Source organism: Acetobacterium tundrae, assembly GCF_008086615.1.
In the GTDB taxonomy this organism is placed as follows: domain Bacteria; phylum Bacillota; class Clostridia; order Eubacteriales; family Eubacteriaceae; genus Acetobacterium; species Acetobacterium tundrae.
In genome coordinates, this window is sequence record NZ_RXYB01000024.1 from 1 (window position 1) to 25547 (window position 25547).

General features: G+C 44.4%; 14 protein-coding genes. 5 read left to right on the plus strand and 9 right to left on the minus strand.

The features are described 5' to 3' along the window. On the plus strand, nucleotides 1-348 hold a 348-nt coding region (locus FZC40_RS17315), incomplete at its 5' end, for a hypothetical protein (protein ID WP_207706736.1). 38 nt (nucleotides 349-386) lie between these two features. Here the strand turns inward: FZC40_RS17315 and FZC40_RS14785 are convergent. Beyond that, the gene (locus tag FZC40_RS14785; protein WP_186843760.1) at nucleotides 387-626 is read right to left on the minus strand and encodes a hypothetical protein; all 240 of its coding nucleotides are present in this window, start codon (nucleotides 624-626) and stop codon (nucleotides 387-389) included. Nucleotides 627-641: 15 nt separating this feature from the next. After that, a complete protein-coding gene (locus FZC40_RS14790) occupies nucleotides 642-1895 on the minus strand; it encodes a Y-family DNA polymerase (RefSeq protein ID WP_148605745.1) in 1254 nt (417 codons plus the stop codon). Nucleotides 1896-2148: 253 nt separating this feature from the next. Here FZC40_RS14790 and FZC40_RS14795 point away from each other — a divergent pair, with 253 nt between their 5' ends. After that, entirely contained in the window at nucleotides 2149-2916 is a 768-nt protein-coding gene (locus tag FZC40_RS14795) for a S24 family peptidase (protein WP_148605747.1), read from the plus strand. Nucleotides 2917-3004: 88 nt separating this feature from the next. Here FZC40_RS14795 and FZC40_RS14800 read toward each other — a convergent pair whose 3' ends face one another. Continuing rightward, nucleotides 3005-8197: a triple tyrosine motif-containing protein gene (locus FZC40_RS14800; RefSeq protein WP_148605748.1), complete on the minus strand. Its 5193-nt coding sequence runs from the start codon at nucleotides 8195-8197 to the stop codon at nucleotides 3005-3007. Nucleotides 8198-8569: 372 nt separating this feature from the next. On the opposite strand from FZC40_RS14800, the gene FZC40_RS14805 reads away from it, so the two are divergent. After that, entirely contained in the window at nucleotides 8570-10303 is a 1734-nt protein-coding gene (locus FZC40_RS14805; RefSeq protein ID WP_148605749.1) for a S8 family serine peptidase, read from the plus strand. 322 nt (nucleotides 10304-10625) lie between these two features. On the opposite strand, the gene FZC40_RS14810 is transcribed toward FZC40_RS14805, so the two are convergent. Both FZC40_RS14810 and FZC40_RS14815 read right to left on the minus strand, forming a co-directional pair. Continuing rightward, nucleotides 10626-14246, minus strand: a complete 3621-nt coding sequence (locus tag FZC40_RS14810; RefSeq protein WP_186843759.1) for a hypothetical protein — start codon at nucleotides 14244-14246, stop codon at nucleotides 10626-10628. A 365-nt stretch (nucleotides 14247-14611) separates the two neighbouring features. Further along, entirely contained in the window at nucleotides 14612-16504 is a 1893-nt protein-coding gene (locus FZC40_RS14815) for a hypothetical protein (RefSeq protein ID WP_148605751.1), read from the minus strand. Nucleotides 16505-16894: 390 nt separating this feature from the next. On the opposite strand from FZC40_RS14815, the gene FZC40_RS14820 reads away from it, so the two are divergent. Together FZC40_RS14820 and FZC40_RS14825 are read left to right on the plus strand one after the other, a co-directional pair. Next, nucleotides 16895-19177, plus strand: a complete 2283-nt coding sequence (locus tag FZC40_RS14820; protein ID WP_148605753.1) for a methyl-accepting chemotaxis protein — start codon at nucleotides 16895-16897, stop codon at nucleotides 19175-19177. Nucleotides 19178-19388: 211 nt separating this feature from the next. Further along, nucleotides 19389-20855: a helix-turn-helix domain-containing protein gene (locus FZC40_RS14825; protein ID WP_148605755.1), complete on the plus strand. Its 1467-nt coding sequence runs from the start codon at nucleotides 19389-19391 to the stop codon at nucleotides 20853-20855. 131 nt (nucleotides 20856-20986) lie between these two features. Here FZC40_RS14825 and FZC40_RS14830 read toward each other — a convergent pair whose 3' ends face one another. From FZC40_RS14830 to FZC40_RS14850, 4 genes are all read right to left on the minus strand, one after another. Continuing rightward, nucleotides 20987-21301 (minus strand): helix-turn-helix domain-containing protein, encoded by a 315-nt coding sequence (locus tag FZC40_RS14830; RefSeq protein ID WP_148605757.1) that lies wholly within the window; start codon nucleotides 21299-21301, stop codon nucleotides 20987-20989. 1 nt (nucleotide 21302) lies between these two features. Continuing rightward, entirely contained in the window at nucleotides 21303-21662 is a 360-nt protein-coding gene (locus tag FZC40_RS14835; protein ID WP_148605758.1) for a type II toxin-antitoxin system RelE/ParE family toxin, read from the minus strand. 211 nt (nucleotides 21663-21873) lie between these two features. Continuing rightward, nucleotides 21874-23946 carry a hypothetical protein gene (locus FZC40_RS14840; RefSeq protein WP_317134848.1) on the minus strand — a complete coding sequence of 691 codons (2073 nt, stop codon included), beginning with the start codon at nucleotides 23944-23946 and terminating at the stop codon, nucleotides 21874-21876. 735 nt (nucleotides 23947-24681) lie between these two features. Continuing rightward, nucleotides 24682-25281: an AlbA family DNA-binding domain-containing protein gene (locus FZC40_RS14850; protein ID WP_186843758.1), complete on the minus strand. Its 600-nt coding sequence runs from the start codon at nucleotides 25279-25281 to the stop codon at nucleotides 24682-24684. Between the last annotated feature and the right edge of the window lie 266 nt (nucleotides 25282-25547).

The window sequence follows — 25547 nt, forward strand, 5'->3', positions numbered from 1 at the left end:
CCATACGTCCACGGGCGATCATGGATCGCCCCTACAAAGCAAAATAAATACCCTGACAATCGCGCAGATATCCTCATTCATCATCCTGTAGGGGCGATTCCCAATCGCCCGCCAATGTCAATCTTTCATGCAAACGTCCACGGGCGATCATGGATCGCCCCTACAAAACAAAATAAATACCCTGACAATCGCGCAGATATCCTCATTCATCATCCTGTAGGGGCGATTCCCAATCGCCCGCCAATGTCAATCTTTCTTACATACGTTGACGGGCGATCATGGATCGCCCCTACGAAGCAAAATCAATACCCTGATGATCGCCCCTACGAAGCAAAATCAGGTCCCTGAGGCTCGCCCTTATGAAGCGGAATTAATCCGCCCACCACTCATGCTTTGCTTTCCACAAACCACCGGGGCTCCTCATAATAGAGACAGACCTCTTTGCTTAAAATCCGGCAGATATAACGGATCCCCTGACCGCCCACCTTTAGCGAAACCCCGGGCCGCCGGTCTAAAACCCGGTCAATTTCAAATACCCGACCGTCCTCCCACAGCACCTGCAAAGGAATCATCGCTCCGTTTTCTTCAAATTTTGCAATCACCTGAACATATTTTTTTGTCAGCATTATCTTTTCTCTCCTTTAAAAATAGCCCACCGGATGAATGATATGATCCTTTTTAGGATCCAAACCGCTCATGTTATCCCCCAATGTAACCGCTCGTCGCACCGATAGATTGCCGAATCGTTTCCGCAGACCGTCAAGGGTTGTATCCAAACGGGCCTGGCGGATTCTTTCCTCCTCCCGGCCAAAGACATCAAGCTGTATCGGAACCGTATCCGGCACTAAATCTGCCGCCCGTACCCCCAATGAACGGATATCCGAGCTGAAATCATAACTTTGCACAAACAACTGGATCGCCGCCTCAGCGATCTCGTTAGTCAAGTCCGTCGGCTTATCCATTTTGATCTGTCTGGTGAAACTTTCCAACTCCTTGTTGCGGACATGGATGGCCACCGTCTGACAGAAACAGCCGGTTTCCCGCAGGCGCATGGCGACGCTCTCGGTCAGCATATAAATAATCAGCTTCACATCCGCCAGGTTCTTCAGATCCCGAGGTGTGGTGATGCTGTTGCCGATGCTCTTGATAACCCGTTCATTGCCGTTGTAATTTTCATCAAAACATTTCACCGGGCTGTCATCCAGGCCGTTGGCAAACCGCCATAAAACCGCGCCCATTTTCCCGAATTGAAGAACCAGAAAATCAATCGAGGTCCCGGCCACCTGACCGATGGTATAAATGCCGTATTTCATCAGCTTTTTTTTGGTTGACCGCCCCACATAGAGCAAATCTCCCGCTTCCTGTTCCCAGACGATCCGCTGATAATTATCCCGATCAATCACCGTAATGGCGTTGGGTTTTTTGTAATCCGAACCAAATTTGGCAAATATTTTGTTCCAGGATACCCCGATGGATACCGTTATCCCCAGTTCATCCTGAATTCGCAGGCTTATTTCCCGGGCGATTTCTTCCCCGCTGCCATATAAACCGACACTGCTGGTCACATCGATCCAGGCCTCATCCAAACCGAAGGGTTCCACCCGATCCGAATAGCTGTAATAAATTTTTCTGGCCAAGCGCGAAAACCGCAGATAATGAGCATAATTGGGAAGCAGCACCACCAGATTGGGACATTTTCCCCGGGCCGCTCCGATGGTTTCGCCAGTTTTGATTCCGGTTTCTTTGGCCAGCTGATTCTTGGCCAGAATAATGCCATGCCGTTTTTCGGGATTTCCGCCAACCGCCACCGGAAGCCCGGCCAGCTCCGGATGATACAGGCATTCCACACTGGCATAAAAACTGTTCATATCGCAGTGTAAAATAACACGCTCCATTTTTTCACCTTCTCCATGGCGGGCAAGATCCGCCCCTACTGTAGGGGCGATCCATGATCGCCCGCTAAACGTTTCTTTTTAATACCTACGTTTCCGGGCGGGCAAGGTCCGCCCCTACGGTATGACACGCATTGTATAAAATGCATAACGTTTATCTTCCTGTCTCTCACCTTATCATCATTTGTGATATTTTCTTTAATAATATACCCATTTATGATAAGTTGTCAATCTTAAACTGAAATTTTAACCGTTTATGATTATTTTTATTGAAATTTCTACCATCATCCTTTATAATAAAGCCGAGGTGAAGACAATGATTACTGAAAAAATCAAGACCCTAAAAAAGCAGTCAAAACTGACTGCTCATGAATTATCCGAAAAGTCCGGCATTCCCCTGCCGACGATCCATAAATTATTATCCGGTGAAACCAAAAACCCCAAATATGAAACCCTGAACGCCGTGGTGGCTGCCCTGGATTATCAACTAGAGTTAGCGCCCCAGCAAAACCGAGAACAAGCCCGGTATTCCGAAGCGGAAATCCGAATGATGACCTTATACCGGCAATTATCAACCGACGGTCAAGCCCTTTTATATGAAAATCTTGCTCAGCTGCTCCAGTATGAAAAAGATCGCAATCTGAAAAAGGCCGCTGAACCGATGCGGGAGCTGCCCCTTTATCTGCTCCCCGCCTCGGCGGGAATTGGCAGCTATCTGGACTCCGACCAGTATGAGTTTCAGTCTTTTTTCTCTGGCACCACGCCGGCGGCCGCCAAATACGCCGTCCGGGTTTCCGGGGACAGCATGGAGCCGGCCTTTTACAACGGCGACATCGTCTTTGTGGAACCGACCGCCCATCTGAACGAAGGGGATGTGGGCATCATTGTCATCAACAGCGAAGGCTATATCAAACAATACCGGGATCAACAGTTTATTTCCTTCAATCCCAAATACCCGCCGATTCTGCCAAACGAATACGATACCGTTCGCATTGCCGGGAGGGTTTTATCCAAGTACAATTAGTCAAACAAAATAACAGCACCCTAACGCCAGAAAGGACAAGAGAAATATCTCTTGTCCTTTCTGGCGTTTTTTTACAACATGCTGTGGGCTATTTTTCAGTTACGGTTAATGTCGTATCTTTAGTCGTCTCCGTTCCGTATTTGTCCTTAATTCCTACCGTCAAGGTGTAGGTACCAGCGGTATCCGGAGTCCATGTATAGGAACTTGTGGCCGAATACGCTCGGATAATCGTCTTGTCGGTATCACCCGGTTTTTTGTAAGAGAATTCATACGTATATGGCGATTGCCCTCCGGTTACGGCACTGCTTAACGTAACTTTACTGCCTTTTACTACTGAAGTTTTGCTGACGGTAAAACTTTTCACCGTGGGCTTAGCGATAACGGTGAACGACTTAATTTCCTTCGTTGTCGCAGGGTTGGGGTTATTATCCTTATCCGTCACCGCTACCGAAAGGGTATAGCTTCCCGGTGCGGTCGGTTTAAAGGTTGCCGTGTTATCGCCATCGGTGTTATCAAGCGTTACCGGTGCCCCGGTACCCAGTTTATAGGAAAACACATAATGATAGGGTGTCGCACCTCCCGTTACCGTCGCGGTCAAGCCGATTTCAGTATCCACATACATGGAAGTTTGACCAGCTGGCCGACTCGTTGAAAAGTCCTTGATGATGGGATTATCCGTCACCTTGTAATCCGAAATGCCAACATCTTTATCATTGGTACAGACTGTTCCATTGGCATCTTTGACTCGTACATAGAGGTTATAGGCTCCGCCTTCAGTTGGTTTGAAATTCGCTGTCTTAGACGTTGAATATTTCTGGATGATATTTTCAACAGTATTTTCATTAATTGAATAGAACTCATATGTATAAGGCGCTTTTCCTCCGCTGGCCACAGCTGTCAGTTTAATAGTGGTTCCAATATTCTGTCCGGATAGTTTATCTGCCTTTAAACTCTTAGCAGAAACCCCAGTCAATACCTTATAGCCGGTGATTGTTTGGGTAGCCTCCGAGGTACCGTCGGATACAGTAACCCGAAGCGTATACGTTCCGGCCGCTTCAATAGTAAATGTTGCCACGTTTCCGACAACTTTTGAAGCATCAATATTTGTTATTGTAGAACCCGACATATATGAAAAAGTATAGGTCAGAGGTCCTACTCCGCTGCCTGTTTTCATCTTGGCTGTTAATACAACTTGCCCGCCCTCATAAACCGGGCCACCTTTTACCGGACTGGCAATTAAGCTTTCTATCACCGGTGGATTGCCTACTGTAACGGGGTCACTGATGATTGTTTGGCTATTGCTGCTCTTTATACCATTGGCATCTATCATTGCCACATAAAAAGTATAGGTGCCCGCTGCTTTTGGCACAAAACTGATTGAATTTGTTTTCACGATGGTTCCAATCGGTGTGTACGTTGAATCTGCAGCTTCCTTATAATAAAACTGATAGCTATAAGGCGTTTTTCCACCGGCTCCGGTTGCTGTAAGTTTTACCGTATCACCTACGATCAAACCGGTCGTTTTGCTGACTTTAACCGTGTTGACTGAGATATCACCCAATACCTTGCAGCTGGCAATTTGTTCGGTATCTTTTGAGCCTTTTGCATCTTTTACCTCCACAAAAACAGTATAGGTTCCGGCTCCCGGCAATTTGAAATCAGCTGTTGATTCTTCAGCGGTTCCCCTGGCGGTTTTAGTATCGGTATAAATTAGCGTTTCTACCGACCCCACCTTATAATAAAAACGATAGGTCAGGTTTCCCTCTCCGGTATTATCGGTTGTTTTGGCGGTCAATTTAAGGATATCGCCAGCATAAAGAGTCGTTCCAGTTGATCCCGTTTTTGTATAGCCCTTATCACTGATTACCGGGGGATTTGCAACACTCACCGCCGCACTGGCGGATGATAGCAACGGTGTTTCCTTTGTCGTTGTGTTCCCGCTTTCAACCTTATTCGCATCCGTAATTTTTACATAAAAAGTATCGGTTCCGGCAGCCGGCAATGTATAGCTAATTGTGTTTGCTGTTGTGGCTGTTCCAATCAGTGTATAACTTGAAGCAGCAGATTCCTTGACGTAAAACTGGTAGGTATAAGGTGCTTTTCCACCGGCTGCTGTGGCTGTAAGTTTGACCGTATCGCCGGCAATCAACCCGGTTGTTTTGCTCAATTTAACCGCTTTGGCACTCACCCCTGGCAATACCTTGTAACTGACAAGATTTGCAACATCTTTTGATGTCCCATCCGATACCTCCACAAATAAAGTATAGGTTCCGGCGGCCGGCAAGACAAAATCGACGGCCACTTCTTCGTTGGCTACCCGATTGGTATTTGTTACCGTCTTGATCGGGAATTCACTTGATCCCAGCTTATAATAAAATCGATAGGTCAGTGGTTTTTCTCCGCTGTTATCCTCAGTTTTAGCTGTCAATTTAATCGTGTCGCCACTGTAAAGCGCAGTCGTTGCTGTTTCACCCAGAGTTTTAGCTCCCAAAAACGCCTTGATCACCGGTGCATTGACAACCTTATAATTTTCAACTTTTCCCTGTGTTGCAAGTTTCCCATTGGCATCTTTGATATCCACATAAAGGGTATAAATCCCGGCTGCGGTCGGAGTAAAAGCGGCCGTACTCGATGTGCCGAATACCCCCGTAAATGTACCACCGGAAAGATCTTTTTTAACAACACCACCATCCAATGTATAATAGAAACAATAGGTGTACGGCCCTTTCCCGCCGTTAGCCGTCGCAGTGAGTTTGATGGCGGTTCCAATATTCTGGCCCGAGGCTTTATCCAATTTCAAGGTTTTTGCCGTCAGCGCCGTCAACACTTTGTACGATGTGATTGACTTTGTTGAAGACAGTCCGTTATTATCCGTTACTTTCACCTCGAAGGTATAGGTTCCGGCCGTGTTTGGGGTATAGGTATCGGTAACGGCAGCAGCAGCCGAAGCGGCCGTTTTGGTGGACGTTGCCATTATTTTTGTTCCTATCTTGTAAGTAAATACATAGGTATACGGTCCTGTTCCACCCTCAACTTTAGGTGTTACTGTAATCGCATCATTAGCATAATGCCCGATCTCCGCATCCCGATCTGTTTTTAAATCGGTTATCACCGGATTGTCCTGAATAACATAGGGAATCGTTACGTCTTTTTCAACTTTATTCGCATCGGTGATGGTCACGTGTAAACTATAATCACCAGCATCATTCAAGAGCACACTGGCCGTTTTACTGGCTGAATCTGTTCCGATAGGTATTTTGGTATTGTCTGGTGCTATATAAGAAAACTCGTAGGTATATGGCGCTTTCCCACTGCTTCCCGCCGCTGTCAGCTTGACCGTCGTTTCTTTATTCTGCAGCGAACCCTTATCCGTGGTTAGGGTTCCTCCCAGGGGTTCGTAAACCACATAATTGCTAACGGTTTTAGTCGCGGTGACCGTATTTGTATAATCCTTCACGTCAACATAAAAAGTATAGGTCCCCGCTTCGGAAGGTTCAAAAGTCGTGGTCTTTAGTCCGACAGTAGAAGTAATCGGTTTTTTTACGGTTCCCGTTCCCACGGTATAAGAAAATGCATATGTGTATGGTTCGGTTCCGCCAGTTATTGCATCGGCAGTAAGCGTTATTGGGTGACTTGTATCACCCTTGTAAAACGGCTTGTCATCTGCTGTTGTAGCTGTAAAGCTGCCGATTTCCGGGGTATCCACGATTTTAAAATCAATACTTTGGGGATCCGTTGGTATTCCGCTGGCATTCATGGCATCCACATAAATTTTGTAGTCTCCCGCCTCTTTAGGCGTAAACACAGCGCTGGCATTTTCTGAATAATCCTGAATATCGATTGGTGTTGTATTAGCATTAAAGGTGTAGTAAAAATGATACTGACAGGTGGTTTTGCCACCGGCAGCCACGGCCGTCAGTTTAAGTGCCGTCCCCAGCTCCTGGGGAGCAACCTTATCGGCCGTAAAACTCGTAATGTTCAAACGGTCAATAATACTATAATTGGTAATAGTTGCCGTATTTGTCAGGCCCTGGCTGTCTTTTGCCGTTACATAATATGTATAAACACCCGGCGTTCCAGTCAGAACCGAACAAGTATTCACCGCTGAAAAGGCCTGAATCACTTTCTTGGTCGATCCCAGTTGGGAAGAAAACTCGTAAGTGATCGCACCGGTGCCGGTGCCAGTTTTTACGCCGGCCGTCAATACAATCGAGCTATCGATATATTGCGGTGACGCTTTACTAATTGAAAGTTCCGTGGTCGGGGTATTGATCACCTTATAATCATTAATTGTTTTTATACAGGTCTTTCCGGCCCCGTCTTTCGCTTCAACGTAGAAGGTGTAAATACCGGCTGTTATGGGTGTAAAAGAAGCCGTTGCGGCGGCTGACCAATCCAGAATCGGAATGGTAGTTTTAATGCTATTGTTATCAACTAAATCACAATAAAACTTGTATGTTACCGTTCCGGTGCCGCCAGCTGCTGAAGCCGTCAAGGGAATGGCCGTTCCAATATTCCCACCAGATGCCACCGTGGTGGCAAAATTATTGATGTAAAAAAGGGTTTTATCTTCTGAAAAGGTAAGATTATCGTATTCTGAAACATAGCCTTCCGCAAAAGATTTAGCAACTCCATCTATCTTTACCGGACCAGCCAGATTATAGAAGATATCCGGCCCCAGCTTTGAAACATTTGCAGGAATCGTGACTTCTGTCAGGCTGCTGCAGCCTGCAAACGTACCGGTTTTTAAAACCGACTCAATGGTGGTCAGTGAGGACGGCAGGACCACTTTTGTCAAAGTGGAACAGCCGTTAAAGGCACCGGCGCCGATCGTCGTGACCATCTTCTCAAAGCCGTCTGCCGTTGTCAATGTTTCCGGTACCGTCAAGATCGTAGCGATGCCATTATATGCGGTAATAACCGCATTGCCATCAGCATCAACTTCAAACGAATAAGCGCCGTCAGTTTCCGTTGCCATTGTTTCGATAACATCAGCTGTTTGAACCATTTCATCTGCTTGCGGCGTCACCGTTGTCTCCGTCGTCGGTCCTAAGCTCTGAGTTTCTTCCTCAGTGGTGACGGCATTCTTTGGACTCGCTGCCGTATTTGCCGGAGCACTCACCTCAGCCGTTTTAGCACTATCCGCACCGGGGCTTGCACTGTTCACAATCGGGGAAGATGAAGTAGTCGCCTCTTGCGCCAGTACCCCCATTGGCATACTGGTAATCACCATCAGAATACTGACAAGCAAACAAATCCCTTTTTTTAATCTTTTTTTCATTCTCCCGCTCTCTTTCTAAAATGATAACATTCCGTCTATCCTATTTTAATTTATATTCTTTTATACTTTATCGGCATCGATCTTCTTTATATTAGCTGAATTTATAGATGCTACACTATCTAATCATTATTATAAGTCAAACGTGCATTTATTTCAATATAATTACAATATAACTGTTATCGCATGTGCATATACAAGTCTATATGGGGTAATATTGCAACATTCAGATTTGCAAAGCAGCAATTTTAGACATTCGTTTTAAAAAAGCAAACAAATCATCTTCCGGTCCAAATTTATTCAAAATTTTTAATGTTTTTAACCGCCTGATGTATTATAATAAGCGCATACACACAAACCAGAAAGGACCATCCCGTGAAATTCAAAAATTCAATCGTTTTTTTGTTAATGATTGTTTTGATTGGAACATCCTGCCCCCTAGGGGTACTAGCGGAAAGTGCAACTACAGTTCAGGCAGTCAACAGCACCATGCTTGTCCAAAGCCTGGACGAAGTGGCGAATATTGACAAAAGTTCAAATATCGACCAGGAAATCACTGTCATCTATAAAGATAATGATGCCAGTGTCCAAAATCTTGGGCTGACAACTCAGGAAATTAAAGGCGGAGAATCATTATCTCCGCGAGTGGACGTCATTGAAGTCAATGATGCCGTCAACGTGGATTCTATGGTTACCGCGTTAGCCGCCAACCCCAATGTACTGGTGGCTGAAAAGAATCGGTATATCCAGACTGCCGACCTCCCCAACGATCCGGATCTCGGCACCGCTTGGCAGTTTGAACGCATCGGCGCCGGCACAACCTGGAATCAGATCAACAACGCAGACCCTGTTGTTGTTGCTGTTATCGACACCGGTCTCAACACCGCGCACCCGGATATTGTCGGGAATACTGTGGCAGGATATGACTATGTTGATAAAACCACCACCATGAAAGACGTGGCTGGTCATGGCACCGCGGTCAGCGGCTGCATTGCCGCCACCGCCAATAATGGCATCGGTATTGCCGGCATTGCCGGAACCGCCAATATAAAAATTGCTCCTTACCGGGCCGGGGGAACTTATGAAGGGGATACCAATTTAAGTATCGCCAGTATTTGTGCCGCCTTATACGATGCGGCAAACCGCTCCGACATTAAGGTCATCAACATGAGTTTTTGCACTTATGATCCCTCCAGTGCTTTGGAAATGGCCGTGGCTGACGCCGCCAGCGCCGGGAAGGTTTTAGTCGCTGCTTCCGGAAATCAGGGGAAAATCGGGAATATCGATGCTGGAAAAGATGCCTATCCCGCCTCTTACGCTGATGTCATCTCGGTAGGCGCAACCACCAGCGCTGACACCATTGCCAGTTATTCCCAACACAATGACCAAGTCGATTTATGTGCCCCCGGCGATGCGGTATACACCACCAGCTTTAGCGGAGATTACAAATTGGTATCCGGCACTTCCTTTTCCAGCCCTGTTGTGGCCGGAGCCTGTGCCGTCTTAATGGCTGCCGATTCCAGTTTGACCAGTGCTAAAGTGGAAAACGTTCTGGAAAGTACCGCGCTGGATTTCGGCACCGCCGGAAAAGATGATTATTACGGCTACGGCCTGATCCAACTCGACAAAGCCCTAGCAGCCCTACCCGATACCAGTTCCATCACCTACCGGACTCATATTCAAGATGTGGGCTGGCAGGACTGGAAAGCCGACGGAGCAACCAGCGGCACCTCGGGCCAATCGCTCCGACTGGAAGGCATTGAAATCAATCCCCAAAACGATGGCTACAATTTGGGGGTAACATACCAAACCCAAATCCAGGATATCGGCTGGCAGGACTGGGTAGCCAACGGAATCCTCAGCGGTACCTCAGGAAAAAGCCTTCGACTGGAAGCGATTAAAATTAAACTGACCGGTTCCGATGCTGATTTATTTGATATCTACTACCAGGTTCACGCCGAAAATTTCGGTTGGCTGGGCTGGACCAAAAATGGTGAAAGCGCCGGCACCCAAGGACTGTCTTACCGATTAGAGGCCATCCGCATTCAGATTTTGCCAAAGGGCAGCGCCGCACCCGGTTCAACCGAGACGCCATTTGTCAGCAGTTGATGCGCCTACCCCACGGGCGATCATGGATCGCCCCTACAACGTGTTGGACGCAATCAAAAACATTTGTCGCAATCAAGATCGTTGGCCGGAATTAAGAACATTTGTCGCAATTAAGAACGTTGGACGCAATTAAGAACGTTGGACGCAATTAAGAACGTTGGACGCAATTAAGATCACATCAATATCATTAATCATCATACCATAGGGGCGGGTAATACCCGCCCGCAAAAAAGGCTGATTTCCAGATTTGGAAATCAGCCTTTTTCATTGGGTTGAAACGAAACAGGAGGGTAGTTCCCTCCTGTTCCCGGTTTCATCATTCTTAGCTAATTGTCAATGTTACTTCTTTAGTGACAATCGGTGTAGCATCCGCGCCACTAGGTGTAATGGTAAAAGTGACTGTTGCTTTGCCGATAGTTGTCACATCCCCAGTTGCGCTAATAGCAGCAAGACCGCTATCACTCGCTTTTCTAGTGAAGGTGACTTTATATTGCGTCATATCAAACCCTTGCCCAGTCAAATAATTCGTAATCGCCGTAACAATATTGGTAGTTCCAGTTTGTACGCCAACATTGGTAGTGTTAATATAAATATTCTCATCCGGTGCGACTGTATAATCTGATGCATAAACTAAAGCCAGTCTCGCGTCCTGCAGTGTCCTTGTTGCTGCTGCATATTCCAATTCGCCATTGTTTAAAGGATCCCAAGTCTTATTTAGCGATAGCTTATCGTAAGCATCTTTGTAAGCACTCCAATTTGTTAAATTATAAACATTATTTTTTTGATTTGTATTAAGCGGAGAATATTTCACCACTTCATTGTTGAATGCATTTATTGTCGCCGTTTTTGCCCGCAGAATAAGGCCAGTTTTAACGCCATTAATCGCTTTTGTATACTCGTTTATGGTAACCTGATTTGCCAGAATCGGTACATCAATTGTAAATTCATTACACACTGACCAATAATCGTTAAATGAAGTTACCGTATATATCTGTCGATATCCTTCAGAATAATATACACGCGCTTCCTTATACCCAGTGTAATCAAGATTTGCTGCTACTGACGGCACTAACGCCTCCCGTGCAGCCAAAATCCTGTTCGTCTTTTCATCAACTTCACTCTGAGGTGTTAGCACGGTAACATCTGTGCTGGTGGGCGTCCAATCCCCGGCAGCATTAAAGCTTGCGTAAAGTTCGACCCAGGTTGCGTATGCCGCCCAGGAATCGGCAGTGGCCAGTTTGGCAATATCCCCAACATAGTCTGTTGTTTTCGTTTTAAGATTATCCTGATAGGTCGAAATAGCTGCTTTGAAATTAGCTAAATCGGTTGAAGATACCAGTTTTCCCTGGGCCAGAGCAATATTATTTTTCGCCGTATTTACATCAATTTGTGTATTATCTTTTGTCACCTGATTAGCGTAAAGGACGGCTACATAATCTGCCCAGGATTTAGCTGTAAATTCAGCTTCTCTTCCTTTATATTTATCGCGAATATAGATATATGCCTCCAAATCAGCGCCCTTAACCAGCTGTAGTTGAGCAGCCTTTATATTTTTTGTCGCACCATCAATTTTGGACTGGGTATCTTCTGTCGTCACAGCATTGGCAATCAACGCGGTTTGATAAGTCGCCCAGGATTTTGTCGTCCAATCATCAACCAATTTATAAAGTGGATCCGCCAAAGCGGTATCATATGCTGTTGTCACACCTTTTTTTACCAGATTAAACTGAGCCGCCTGTATTTTAAGCACAGCTGCATCAATTTGAACCTGGGAGTTATCTTTATTCATCAGGTTAGCCAGAAGCACCTTTTTGTATGGTGTCCATGTTGCCACCGTATAATCCTGTTCAGGAGCTTTAGCTAGGATCTCAGTATAAGCGTCAAAATTCGTCCCTCTCTTCACCAATTTAGTCGGAGCCTGAGCCGCCAAGATATTTTTCACAGCCGTTTTAATTTGATCCTGGCTATTATCGTTGGTCATCACATTGGCTGCCACTACTTTTTGATAAACAGCCCAGGATGCCGATGTATAATCCGCTTCCTTCACGTTATTCAGCGCCGCATTATAATCGGTTAAAATTCCTGTCGGTACCAACAAATTTTGAGCGATTTTTATTTTTGCCACGGCCGCATCGATAAGGATTTGTCCGCTATCGCCAGTCACCACATTAGCTTTTAGTACATTCTGATAAGCAGTCCATGATGCTGATGTATAACTAGCTTCCTTATTACTATACGCCGCCAAGGTGGCTAGATAAATCGCTGTACTTCCCAGCGGCACCAGCTTTGGTTGAGCCGCCACTATTTTTGCCGTCGCCGCATCAATCGCCGTCTGGCCGCTGGCCGCTGTCACGATATTGGCATCAAGGACTTTCTGATAGATGGCCCAGGATGCTGAGGTATTTTCTGCTTTTTTTGCCTTTGCAAGGGCAGCCGTATAATCCGTCATATCACCGATTGGCACCAGTTTCGGCTGGGCTGCCAATATTTTTGTGGTGGCGGCATCAATTTCAGTCTGAGTGTTGTTTTTTGTGACTTTGTTGACATCAAGCACCTTTTGATAAATTGCCCATGAGACGGTTGTATAATCCGTTTTATTAGCCGCTGCCACAACCAGGTTATAAGTCGATACATCCCCCGCTTTAACCAGTTTTATCTGAACTGCTTTTATGTTTTTAATCGCCGTTTCAATGGCTGTTTGCGTGTCATTTTCCGTCATTACATTAGCATCCACCGCTAACTGGTAGAGACCCCAGCTAACCGTCGTATAATTTTCTTCCTTAACCGCGTCCAAAAGGGCATTATAGGCTCTAAAATCAAATTTTTTGACCATGTTTTTTTGCCCGGCAATGATTTTTGCCGTCGCCGCATCTACATCCACCTGGGTGTTTGCTTCCGAGACCACATTGGCAGCCACTATTTTTTGATAAGCAGCCCAGGAATCCGCTGTATAATCTGCTTCCCTTACGGCCCCCAAAACACTGTAATACTCCGTTATATTAACTTTCTTCTGCAAATCCTTCTGCGCCAGCAGAATTTCTGCCGTCGCCGCATCAATTTCCGTCTGCGTATTATCAAGCGACACCACGTTGTTATCGACCACTACTTGATAAACAGCCCAGGTGTCGGGAGTATAATCTGCTTCCTTTGCCGCAGTTAAAGCCGTATTATAAGCTGCTAAATTTTTACTTCTTGCCAGTTGCCGCTGAGCGGCAACAATCTTTGCGGTAGCAGCTTTTATTTCGTCCTTTGTATTATCTCCAGTCATCACATTGGCATCCACTACCTTCTGATAAACAGCCCAGCTGTCAACGGTATAATTATCTTTATTTACGACCACCAAAGCAGCTTTATAAGCTGCCAATTCCACGTTCGTTTCCACCACTTTAATTTTAATGCTTTCAAGTCGTAAGCTTTGACCAACTGTTCCGGCTAATTCGCCATCAGCTTTCCACCCTTGATTCCAGCCATAATTTTCGCCGTGTACCATATATTGTACTGAATAGTCCGGCAATTTATTACCATAGGCATCTACTAATACAATTTCAATTGCTTCAACCCGTTGGCTTTTTCCTTCTGAACCGGCAAAATCACCATCTTTTTTCCAATTATATGTATTTGTTATATTATCTGGATTATTCTGCCATCCTTCATTCTCAATATGAACATTATAACGGATGCTCGCACCTGCCGGAATCGTTCCTGTCAATCGAATAGAAAATCCTTCAATTCTTTTACTTTCGCCAGTTGTTCCTAATTGATTGTCACTTTGAACCCAACTACCATCAGTTGGGCTATCGCCATAATCTTGCACATGCCCTCGATATTCAACCCCTATTGTTGATGCGGTAACTACTTGTTCCATTTGTGCCCATGCACTTGTTGGCAACACTATCGAAAACAAAAAAAACGCCACTAAAATCGAAGTAACCGATTTTTTCATGATAAAGTTCCTCTCCTTCTTTTTCTTTTTTTCATTCTTTAATTCTGAATCATCTATTTTTTGTAAATTTCTCATTATCAGCAATTTCCAAACAATTTATATGATCAATATTTATATCGTCAATTTTACACTTTTCTTTAGCTTTTTGCAACGATTTACCTATATTCCGTTTTCTCTGTCTGTCGTATATTTTCGTTACTGCTGGTAGTACCAAAAAAAGACCAGCTTTCACTGATCTTTTTTTGGTACTGCTATATTATTGTTCGTGCGTCCACCGGCGATTAATAATCGCCCCTACAAAATATGATTGATAATGACCGTAGGGGCGGGCAACGGTATTCATAGATACTAGCTTTCATTTTGAATCAGCTCAGCACCAATACCACATTTGCTGTCGTTGCTGCTGCCGAACCATCAACCGGTGTGATGGTAAAGGTTACCGTCGCGGTGCCGGTCCCAACATTGGTAATCAGACCCGTTGTCGGATTGATAACAGCGGTGCCGGTTGTATCGACACGGGTAAAGGTCATCAGATACTTGCTGGTATCCAGTTCATTCGCCGTCATCAATTCTTTGGCACGTGTTAGAATATTATCATTAACACTTTGTACTTCAAAACTTGCGCTATTGATATTTCCCTTTGCAACCACATAGGCGGCTGAATAAATCAAATTATTTTGAGCCGTTAAAACGGTGGCCGTTGCGGCATCAACCACGGCCTGGGCATTGTTGGCAGTAACCGTATTGGTCGAAACCACGGTCTGGTAAGTTGACCAGGAAACCGTCGTGTAATCAGCCTGTTTTACCAGCGCAAGCGCTTCATTGTATTTGGTAATATCTGAACCCAATACCAGTATTTTCTTTTGCAGGCTGATGATGGTATCGGTATAACTATCAACCACTGCCTGAGTCGAACTTTTCAGGGCATTCGATGTCAGGCCATTAAGATAGACGACCACCGGATCCTTGGCATAAGTATCAAACGAAGCGGTGGTGTAAGGCCCATCGGTTATTTTAATCGCCTTTGCGGCATTGAATGCCGTTAAATCAGTGGTCTTCACCAATTTAGCGACCGCACTGTTGATATAGGTTGTTGCGGCATCAACAGTTGGCTGGGTACTGTCTTTCGAAATAACGTCATACCCCCACACGCCATCTTTTAGGGTTCCGTATAATTCGCACTGCGTTGTGTAGGTATTCCATGTTGCCTCTGTATAAGGAGCATTGGCAGCATCCGCACCATATGTTACATATAAGTTGATGGCCTTATTAAACTCAGTCATATTGGCATATAAATCAAGGTTTTTCTGCGCGGCTACAATTTTTGCCGTTGCATCATCCACTGCTTTTTGGGTATTCTGATTGGTTACCACATTGGCATCTAAAACTGCCTTATATGCCGTCCAACCCGATTTTACCTGATCTTCTGTGATAGCCGCGGTTGCTTTATTGTATGCTGTCAGGTTCGATAATTTAACCAGATCTTTCTGCGCGGCCGTAATTGCAGCCGTGGCAACATCAACCTTCGCCTGGGTATTTGCCAGCGAGACAACATTAGCGGTTACCACTTTCTGATAGGCAGACCAGGAAGCCGTGGTATAATCCGCTTCTTTTACTGCCGCCAAAGCGGTATTATAAGCTGCTAAACTGGTTGTCTGGACAATCTGAACTTTCAAGCATTCTAACCGTTGGCTGGCGCCTACTGTACCAAGCTTTTGACCATCGGCAACCGCAGCTACATCCCCAATATTTTGAACATGTCCACTGTATTGTACGCTGTAGCCATCCAGTTTGGTGCCGTCCGCATAAAGCAATTCAATCTGAATCGCTTCAATACGCTTGCTTTCAGCTCTTGTGCCTGCAAAATTAGGGCCTTCCTGCCAAGTCGTTGGGTCATCGATATTCCCCAGCCAGCCATAATCCTGGACATGAAGATTATAAACAATTTTGGCGCCAGCCGGAATATCTCCAGTCAACTGAAGTTCTACTCCTTCAATTCTTCTGCTTAGGCCTGGTGTACCTATTTGCGTCGGTCCGGTAACCCAGGTGCCGTCGGTTGGGTAATCCCCAACATCCTGAATATGGGCCCGATATTGAACACCCATATTACTGGTGGCTTCAGTCGCTGCCCCATTCGTGAGTATTCCCGAAGCTACTGCCGATGTTTGAGTTTCATCAGCAGCAGCAAAAGCACTTGTTGAAAAGATCATTGAAAGCATCAACACTGATGATAAAATACTAACTGTAATTTTTTTCACATTTAAATCCTCCGTTTATAATTTTTGATAATTCTGACAACATAGGATTTTATTAAGAACCTATTTATGGTAAATTTTACACCTTCTTAGGTGTTTTGGCAATGTTTTACTTGCGCCAGGGTGGAGTTCTACCATGAAATAAAGATATCCCACAAATATGCTATTTTGTGATTGTATTTACAAAACCAAAAATAAGATTGAGTTTACTAAACATATCATATATAATGTCGTATATAAATAGACAGATTTGATTGAATACCCCTGCTGTGAAGAGTAACAGCATCTATTAAAAGTAGATCAGCGGTATAATCTTTCAGGGAAAAGTGGTGAGGAAGAAACAACAATATGATTTAATTGTATTTATATAGAAAATTTAAAGAGGAGAAACAAATGAAGCATGAAAAAAGTTTGTTGTCGAAGATCCTGATCACGGTTGTTCTGCCTGTTGCTTTGATTTTTTTAGTAACCGTCGGCATTTCAATGATTGTTGTGGATCAGAGCAACATGATACTCATCGATACCATCGGATTAGTTTTAATCATTGGCGTGATTGTACTGGGAATGAAGGATGCCTCCAACAAAATATCCAGACTTACAAAAGTTGCCCATTGTCTTGCCGATGGTGAAATTGAAGCGGCATTCGACGTTAAAAAATCGCAAGATCAGTTGGGAGAATTAGGTTTTGCTTTGTCTGAAATCGCAGCGGCCATGAGAGTCCAGGCCGACATTGCTAAAAAGATCGCGGAAGGCGATCTATCCCAGGTCATCAGTCCAATATCGAAAGCCGATCTGATGGGAAACAGCCTGCTGAGCTTACAGCAATCAATGGTAAACGTTCGCGATTATCTGGTGATGATGCCAGAACTTGCGGAGCAAGAAGATTATCTTAACAAGAGCCGGGAAAATGATTTCAACGGCGATTACAAAACCGCCATTGCCCAGGTCAATCGGGCCATCGAAACAATCTCCAATAAAAGAGATTTCTTTCAGGCCATCCTCGATGCGATGCCTTACCGTGTCACCGTCGTGAATAATGATTCAAAGATTACCTTTCTCAATAAAATCCTGGGCGATTTGATGAAGAAAACCGGAACGGCCGAACACCGGGAAGATATGTATGGCCGAAGCTGTTCCGACTGTAATTTACAGATGTGCAACACTGAAAATTGCGGCGTAACCGCCTCCAAAAAAAGCGGCAGAATTGAATATCCCTTTGAATTCAGAGACCGCTACTATCGCATGGACACAACGCCGGTTATCAATAAAAGCGGCGAAACCATCGGTTTCCTTGAAACATCTCATGATACGACACCTTTCGAAAGTGTTGCCCATTACACGAAAAAAGAAGTTATTCGTTTAGAAGAAAATTTAGGAAAACTATCAGCTGGAGACCTGAATTTTAATAATGATATTCAGGAACCCAATGAATACACCAATGAAACCCACGAACTGTTTATGACCATCGAAAAGAATTTGGTCGGCGTAAAAGATTCAATTGGCGAGCTCATCGAAGATGCCACCCTACTTACACGAGCAGGGATTAAAGGCGAGTTAAATACCCGGGCTGATGAAACAAAGTTTGATGGATCCTGGCAAAAGCTGATCAAAGGGATGAATGGCATTCTTGAAAAAATTTCCAAACCAATTAAAGAAGTCGTGACCGTCATGAATGCCATGTCCGAAGGAAACTTGAACGTCTCCGTGGACGGTTCTTATCAAGGCAGTTTCGAAGAATTGAAATCCTCAGTCAATACGATGGGGAGCCGTTTTAGAACCGTAGTGACCGAAATTTCGGCAGTCACTGAAGAAATTGGCAATGGTAATCTCAATATTGAGGAAGTCCCAGCTTATATAGGCGATTTCAATACCATTTCCATTTCCCTTAACGCAATTATTTTAAAGCTCAATTCTCTATTGGGGGATATCAACAATGCCGCTGAGCAGGTCAATGTTGGGGCCAATCAGGTATCCGACAGCAGTCAGTCGCTGGCTCAGGGTTCCACCGAGCAGGCCAGTTCCATTCAGGAATTAACCGCGTCCATCGCAGAAATTGCCGATCAGACCAAAAACAATGCCGTTGATGCAAACAAAGCCCGAGAATTGGCTACGGATGTCATGGAAAATGCTGAAAATGGCAATCATCAGATGACGCAAATGCAGCAATCCATGGTCGAAATTAATAAGTCTTCGGCCGATATTTCCAAAATCATTAAGGTGATCGACGATATTGCCTTCCAAACCAATATCTTAGCCCTCAATGCTGCGGTGGAAGCCGCTCGGGCCGGGCAGCATGGCAAAGGTTTTGCCGTCGTTGCCGAAGAAGTCCGAACGCTGGCCGCCCGCAGTGCCGATGCCGCCAAAGAAACAACCGGATTAATCGAAGGTTCAATCAGTAAGGTTCAGGAAGGTACCAAGATTGCCGATGATACTGCTGGAGCGCTGGATGAAATCGTCACTGGTATTAGTCAAGTTGCCAATTTGATTGGCAATATTGCCACATCTTCCAATGAACAGGCCACCGGAATTGCCCAGATCAACATGGGGGTCGAACAGGTTGCTCAAGTGGTTCAGCAGAACTCCGCCACAGCTGAACAAAGCGCTGCCGCCAGCGAAGAACTGTCCGGTCAAGCCATTATGTTAAAAGAGCAGATTAACCAGTTTCAGCTGAGATAAAATTAGCCAACCGGTTCTAATCAGCGAAACGTTTAGCAAAACATTTTAACCCAGAAAAAAAGACCGCAGCGACAATCAAGTCGCTGCGGTCTTTTTATTTCGAGTATCATTATCCTAAAAAAATAAAATGTGTTATAATCAGAAAAAGATAATGCCAGAACATTGCGTAATTGATTTGAGAAACTGATCAAAACGAATAGAGGAGCATGCTATGACAAAATTCAGTGAAGAAATTAAAAGCCTGATTGATGAAAGCGGTGAAACGATACAGTCTTTAGCCAAAATCGGAAATTTAGACCGCACCACCCTCCAGCGGATCAAATCCGGGGAACGTTTGCCCACAAAAGAATTCTTCAGAAAATTGTGTGTCGCCCTTCGGTTATCATCGGCTGAAAAAGAAGCACTGCTTGAGCTGTATGAAATTGAAAAATGGGGTGCCCAACGCGTTGATAACCGAAAAAAGATCATCGCCCTGATTGAAACCATCACTGAACTGACCGAACAGGGCATCCAGTTTTCCAAAGAAATGTCCAAAAATGAACCACCCCACCGCAACGATGGCCATGCGCTCATCCGCACAATCATAACCGACGAAACAGCCGTGCTGGAAACCATTTGTCGTACCATCGACCGGGAGCTGTTCGATACCGATGAGCCCCATCTCCGCATGTTTATCCGCGGTGAAAAAGAACCAGTTTATGACCACATTTTTCAGCAAATGATCGGTAATAAAAAACATCTTATTTTAGAGGATGTGATTCACCTGCCTAAAGTCAGCAACGGATCAACCACCGCGTACTACCTGACAACACTGAAATCGGTTATTTCAATTTCGGTTTTAAAAAACGTGGCCTACCAATCCAACTATCTCTATTATTCTGAAAGTGGTGAACTCGAACATAGTGCCCTGTTTCCTTACTATATTCTAACCTCGGACCGGACCCTGACCATTTCATCCGATTTTAAACGGCTGATTGTGTATGACAATCCCGACATTCATGAACTCTATGGCGATGATTTTTCCAGTCTGCTGGAAACGACCGGTTCATTTATTATCGAGAGCCGGAATTTATACAAAATTTTCGGGCTGGACCAGGTCCGGGTGCCGAAACAATTTATGAATGCCCTGCCGGCCATTGGTGTCTATTTTACCAGAGAGCTGATTGAATCCAAGGCCAATAAACAGCTGCCGCACTATGAATTTTTGCTGGAGGCCATCATATCCACTTATGTCCAGTATCAAAAAGACAAGTCTGCCATCACCACCTATTTTTCATTAGATTATCTCCGCGGCTTTGTCTTTGGCCAATGTATTTTCTTTCCCCCTGATATGTGTCATCCGTTTACCCCGGAAGAAGGCTTGATGTTTCTGGAAAAAACCAGGGATGATCTCGTAAACGGTGCGATCACGGCCTACGCCATGTCCGATAAGTTGAAAGCAAATTATGGATTTTTCGAAATTTTGCAGACCGATGATGCCATTCGCCTGGTTCTGCATTATGACGATGCCGAAGAGGTTATTTTCAAAGCCATTGAAATTAAAGAAAAAAGCATCATCGAGCTGTTTGACGATTTTTTCATGTATCTGCCGAAAAGTGATTACGTCCTTTCTCAAGCCGAGACCATCACCCAACTCGACGACATGATTGAAGCCGTAAAATTTACACAGCCAACCTAAACGGTCAACCAATTTTAACTCGTTAATTCTACCATTCCCCGATATTATAACCCGTAGGGGCGATCATTGATCGCCCGTTTGCGTTTTGCTTAAGTTAAGTGGTCCTTGACTATAGGGGACCTCGGTCACCTTCAGTCTGTTTTTCTTCGTTTTTCTTTGGGAACAATAGCCAAAGTATAACCCAATGGATCAAGGAGTTTAAACAGGGTATCAATTTTTGGAATTGCCTTAAGGTTTTCTAAGCGTGCAATAGCCGGTTGTTTTAAACCAGTTAAATCAGCAAGCTTCTTTTGAGACATTCCACTTTTTTCACGGGCTTCAATCAGTTTACCGATAAGGGCCACCTCAAACTCAATTTCGGCCCTCTCTGAATCGCTCACGAAACTAGGATCATCATAAAGATCGTTAAACTCTGTAAACTCTTCATTTCCTATTTTAATACTCATTTTAGCTCGTCCTTTCTATGAAATCGCTCATATTGTGTTTAGATTTATCTATTTCCTTTTGTGGAGTCTTTTGTGATTTCTTGCGGAAGTAATGAAGTAAAACAAATGTTTCATCTTTCCAGTAAAAGAAAAATATCCGGTCTGATAACGGTCTAAGTTCACAGATGTCGCCATCAATGTGCTTAACAGTTGGGTTACCGATCCTTGTTCCATATTCCTGCAATGATCGAATATAGGCAGTGATCTTAGTAAATTGAATGCGATCCTGCTTGCTTGTACTGGATCTGGCTTTTAATTTGATGAGATATTCCCTTACTGGTTCATTTCCGTTTGAATCTTTATAAAATATTACTTTAAACATATCAACCTCTTTATTGATATAGATCATAACATATTTGTTATATATTGACAATGTTTTTGTGCTAAATATATAGAATTTTTAAGAAAGATTAGAAAGAAAAAGCTCTGCAGTGGAGCCTGATTTAACTCCATCTGCAAAGCTTCGGTTCTTTTTTTGTTTTTACACGATACCCTCTTAACTCAATAAGTTAAGTGACAGGCACCGGGAATTATTACTGGGCTGTTACGGTTACTGCTACTGTCGCTGTTGCTGTCTTGCCATTCTTTGTGAATGTTAAAACTGCGTTCTCTGTTCCATCTCCTGCTGTTGTCTTTTGTGCTTTCAATACATACACATTACTGGCAACCTTCAGATATGTTCCATCTGCAGGTTCTCTGCCTATTGTTATTGTACCATCTGCGGTCTGACCACTCTTTAACTTAACCACTGTTGCATCAACATCCTCATCAACTGCTACTGTTTTTGCAATCGTTGCTGCTGTTTCATACTTCAGGGCTTCCGCATTTACTGCGACCTGATCTGCATCCATACCAATATTAGCAGTAGCGACTGTTAATACTTGCACTGCTGAGACTGCTGCACCTGCATTTGCTTTCACTCTAATATTAAGCTTAGCGCCATTTACAAAACCTGTATCAGTAAGGTCTTTTGTGGTTACCCCTGCGCCTAATGTAAATGTGTTTGGCGCTGTCCAAACTGCTGGATTACCGATTATCCACTCATACGTTGTGCCTGCAACCAGACCGGTAAGCGATACTGTGTTATTCAATGCTGTTGGTGTTCCAAATGCTGCTGCTGGTGTTGTCGCTACTTGATTACTCAACGTAACCACCAACGTCCCATTAACACTCCCTGTACTTACTGAAGTAGCCTTAACTGTTACTGTCCATGTTACTGACTTGTCCGTAGCAGTTGTTGGTAGTACTGCCGCTAACATCTGCAATGTACCATTGTCTGTAGTAATGGTTGTTGCACTACCCGTTCCAGTAACGGTAATCCCACTGACCGCAACCGACGGTGATCCCCCACCACCAGGTGGCGTTACTGGCGTTACCGGTATCACAACCGGCGGTACCGTCACATCCGGTTCGACCGTCTGTTTTACCGGTTTCTGTTCAAACGTCACATTGTTTGCATTGACATCGGCCTGATTGATGGTTCCGGTGCCTTTCATATCGACCGCTGCATCCAGAACTGCCTTCTGCACGGTTGTCTTGGAATCCAGGGTGATTTCAGCGTCCTTTGCCCCAGCTGCTATATTCAACTCTTTGATGGCGGTGTTGCCCTGGGTCGAAACTTTTACATCCGGTGCTTGTATTTTCACCGTATCGAAGGTGCCCTCCAGAATAATGTCCTGTCCTTGGGTCTCTTCCGAAATGACGACGGTTAAGCCCGTTGCATCGGTTGCCACAATTCGAACATTACCGGAAGCCGTTTTTTCCACGATGATGTTGTTGTAGCTACCGCCGTTGATGTGGATACTGTTGGGACCGCCGCCGCGAACATAGGTATTGCCGTCCACGGTAACATTGTTTAAGTTAACCGTTCCCGATCCGACTTCTTTGGCAATGATCAGATCACCTTTGATGTGGAGGTTCTGAAGCGTTACACCGTCGGCGCCAACCGTTACGTCATGATTGACGACCTCGGTACCCGTTTGGGGACCGTAGGTTCCGGCGGTGTTATAAGCCGTTGGGGCGTCTTTGACAATTTTAATCTCGATCGCTTCCAGCCGCAAGCACTGGTGCGTAGTTCCGGCAATGGCGCCGTCAGCCTTCCAGCCATGGGTCCAGCCGTAGTTTTCCCCATGAACCAGATATTGTACCGAATAACCCGGCAGGGTTTTACCATCAGCGCCGACCAGTACAATTTCAATCGCTTCAACACGCTGACTTTTTGCCCTTGAACCGGCAAAAGCGCCGTTGGCTTTCCAGTTGGAGGTATCCGTTAAATTGTTTGGATCATTCTGCCAATCTTCATTCTCGATATGAACATTGTAGCGAATGCTAGCGCCGGCGGGAATCGCCGTGCCGCCGGTCAGTTCAATATTAAAACCTTCAATTCGCTTGCTTTGAGCGGTTGTTCCGAGCTGACCATCGCCCTGAACCCAGGTTCCATCGGTGGGATAATCACCATAATCCTGAACATGACCCCGGTATTCAACGCCGACGGCTGTTGTCGTTGTTGGTGTTGCTGTTGCCGCATCCGTTTCAACGATATTTCCAATCGTTGTATCGGCACCGACCTGTACATCGGCAGCAAAAACGCCGGTTGAAAAAATTATTTAAAAAACCATGATTACAAACAACAGTCCAATAGTACTTTTTTTTGAAGTTATTCTTTCCATGTGTAAGTTTCCTCTCTTTTCATGAATCATTTTTTTAAATTAATACAGTAAATAATGCTCTTTCCACGTCGTTTTTTATTACGTCATTCGCTTCTCGTTTTTTCACTATCCTTTCCTAAATTTCCAACATTTTTCAGCCACTTGTTTTTTTACTCGAGAAACCTTCCATTTCTCCCTTTTCTTAAAATCCTCCGTTTTAATCGTTTCCATGTTTTTTTTGACAGCAGGAAACGTTTCTTTTGTGTCAGCGCGCTTCGCTTTTTCCGATGATACAAAAGAACCATTCCCTCGTTTTCAAATACTCTGTTTACGGTCATCACCCTGGGTGAACAGTTTCAGGAAGAACAAATCGATCAGCTGATTGCTAAATACTGCTACGGAAGGGGCTGCTAACTGCCCACTCACTTTTTTTCATTGTATCAGCAAATAGCAAGTCAATCAATATGTGGCAATCAGTGTGCCATCTTTATTTTCTATTTTGATATATCGTCATTTTATTTGCCACATAAAGCAACATCAGCTTTTTGCCACCGCCCTTTCTTGGTGGCCATCAAAAAATGCCAAAGCTCCGGGATTAAAAAAATCCCGGAGCTTTTATCTGCTGTCTTACTTTTCTATTAAATGGCTGTCGTTTTGGAATTCATACTATCTCCCCGAACCATTTTAGATCGTCTACAAATGAATGATCATCGATAAAATAATGCCAATGATGCCGCAGGCGATCCATTCCAGAATTTTTCGGCTGAGTTTGTTTTTATCATTGTACCGTTTCACCGACTCTTCCAGAGAAATCGTCAGCTGGGCAATCTGCTTCGCCATTACTGCCACCGTCTCTTTAAACTCATCGTCGGTTGCCGCCGTCAGCTCCTTACTCATAATTTCTTCCGTCACCATCATTTCGTCCGCTTGGTCAGTTCTTTTAAAGACGCCCAGGCTTGAGGCCACGATTTTCGCGTTTTTTTCAATCGAAATGATCGCGACCAGCTTATTTTCCAGTTCAATAAATTCAATGGTCATCGTCGGACAAGGGATCAGTTTTTCTTTTGCTTTAGTGAAAGTCTCCATCACCGAATCTTTTTTGCAGCCGAGAATTTTGCCCTTTTCATTGACCCCAATAATCAGTTTGCCGCCTTCGGCATTGGCAAAAGAAGAAATGATTTTGCTGAGCAAATTCGGCCCGCCAGTATGGTGTCTAAACTCCACCTGGTCACTGTCTCCCTGTTGAATAAGTTTTGCAATCTCTTCATTTATAGTATCGTTTTTATTTGACAATCGATCCACCGTCTCTTTACTTTAATTTTGCTTATAATCATATCATTAAGTCCAATCATAAAACAACCGCTAAGATTATTCCCGCTGTCCATTCTTTTATTCCCCGTCACTATGTTTTTTTGATATAATCAGCGAAATTTTTATGATATTTATCAATCTTTATAGTATAATTATAAAGCTGTACATCAACACGCTTTATTACACGCACTGTAATAGTTTCGATTCATCCTATTTGTGTTGGCAACATTTATTTACCGGTACAGTGA

What these genes read in the sequence shown, in the direction of transcription:
- FZC40_RS14795 (WP_148605747.1), top strand. Translation starts at nt 2,149, where the DNA reads ATGATTATTTTTATTGAAATTTCTACCATCATCCTTTATAATAAAGCC.
- FZC40_RS14810 (WP_186843759.1), bottom strand. Translation starts at nt 14,246, where the DNA reads ATGAAAAAATCGGTTACTTCGATTTTAGTGGCGTTTTTTTTGTTTTCG.
- FZC40_RS14835 (WP_148605758.1), bottom strand. Translation starts at nt 21,662, where the DNA reads ATGTTTAAAGTAATATTTTATAAAGATTCAAACGGAAATGAACCAGTA.
- FZC40_RS14785 (WP_186843760.1), bottom strand. Translation starts at nt 626, where the DNA reads ATGCTGACAAAAAAATATGTTCAGGTGATTGCAAAATTTGAAGAAAAC.
- FZC40_RS14830 (WP_148605757.1), bottom strand. Translation starts at nt 21,301, where the DNA reads ATGAGTATTAAAATAGGAAATGAAGAGTTTACAGAGTTTAACGATCTT.
- FZC40_RS14800 (WP_148605748.1), bottom strand. Translation starts at nt 8,197, where the DNA reads ATGAAAAAAAGATTAAAAAAAGGGATTTGTTTGCTTGTCAGTATTCTG.
- FZC40_RS14820 (WP_148605753.1), top strand. Translation starts at nt 16,895, where the DNA reads ATGAAGCATGAAAAAAGTTTGTTGTCGAAGATCCTGATCACGGTTGTT.
- FZC40_RS14790 (WP_148605745.1), bottom strand. Translation starts at nt 1,895, where the DNA reads ATGGAGCGTGTTATTTTACACTGCGATATGAACAGTTTTTATGCCAGT.
- FZC40_RS14825 (WP_148605755.1), top strand. Translation starts at nt 19,389, where the DNA reads ATGACAAAATTCAGTGAAGAAATTAAAAGCCTGATTGATGAAAGCGGT.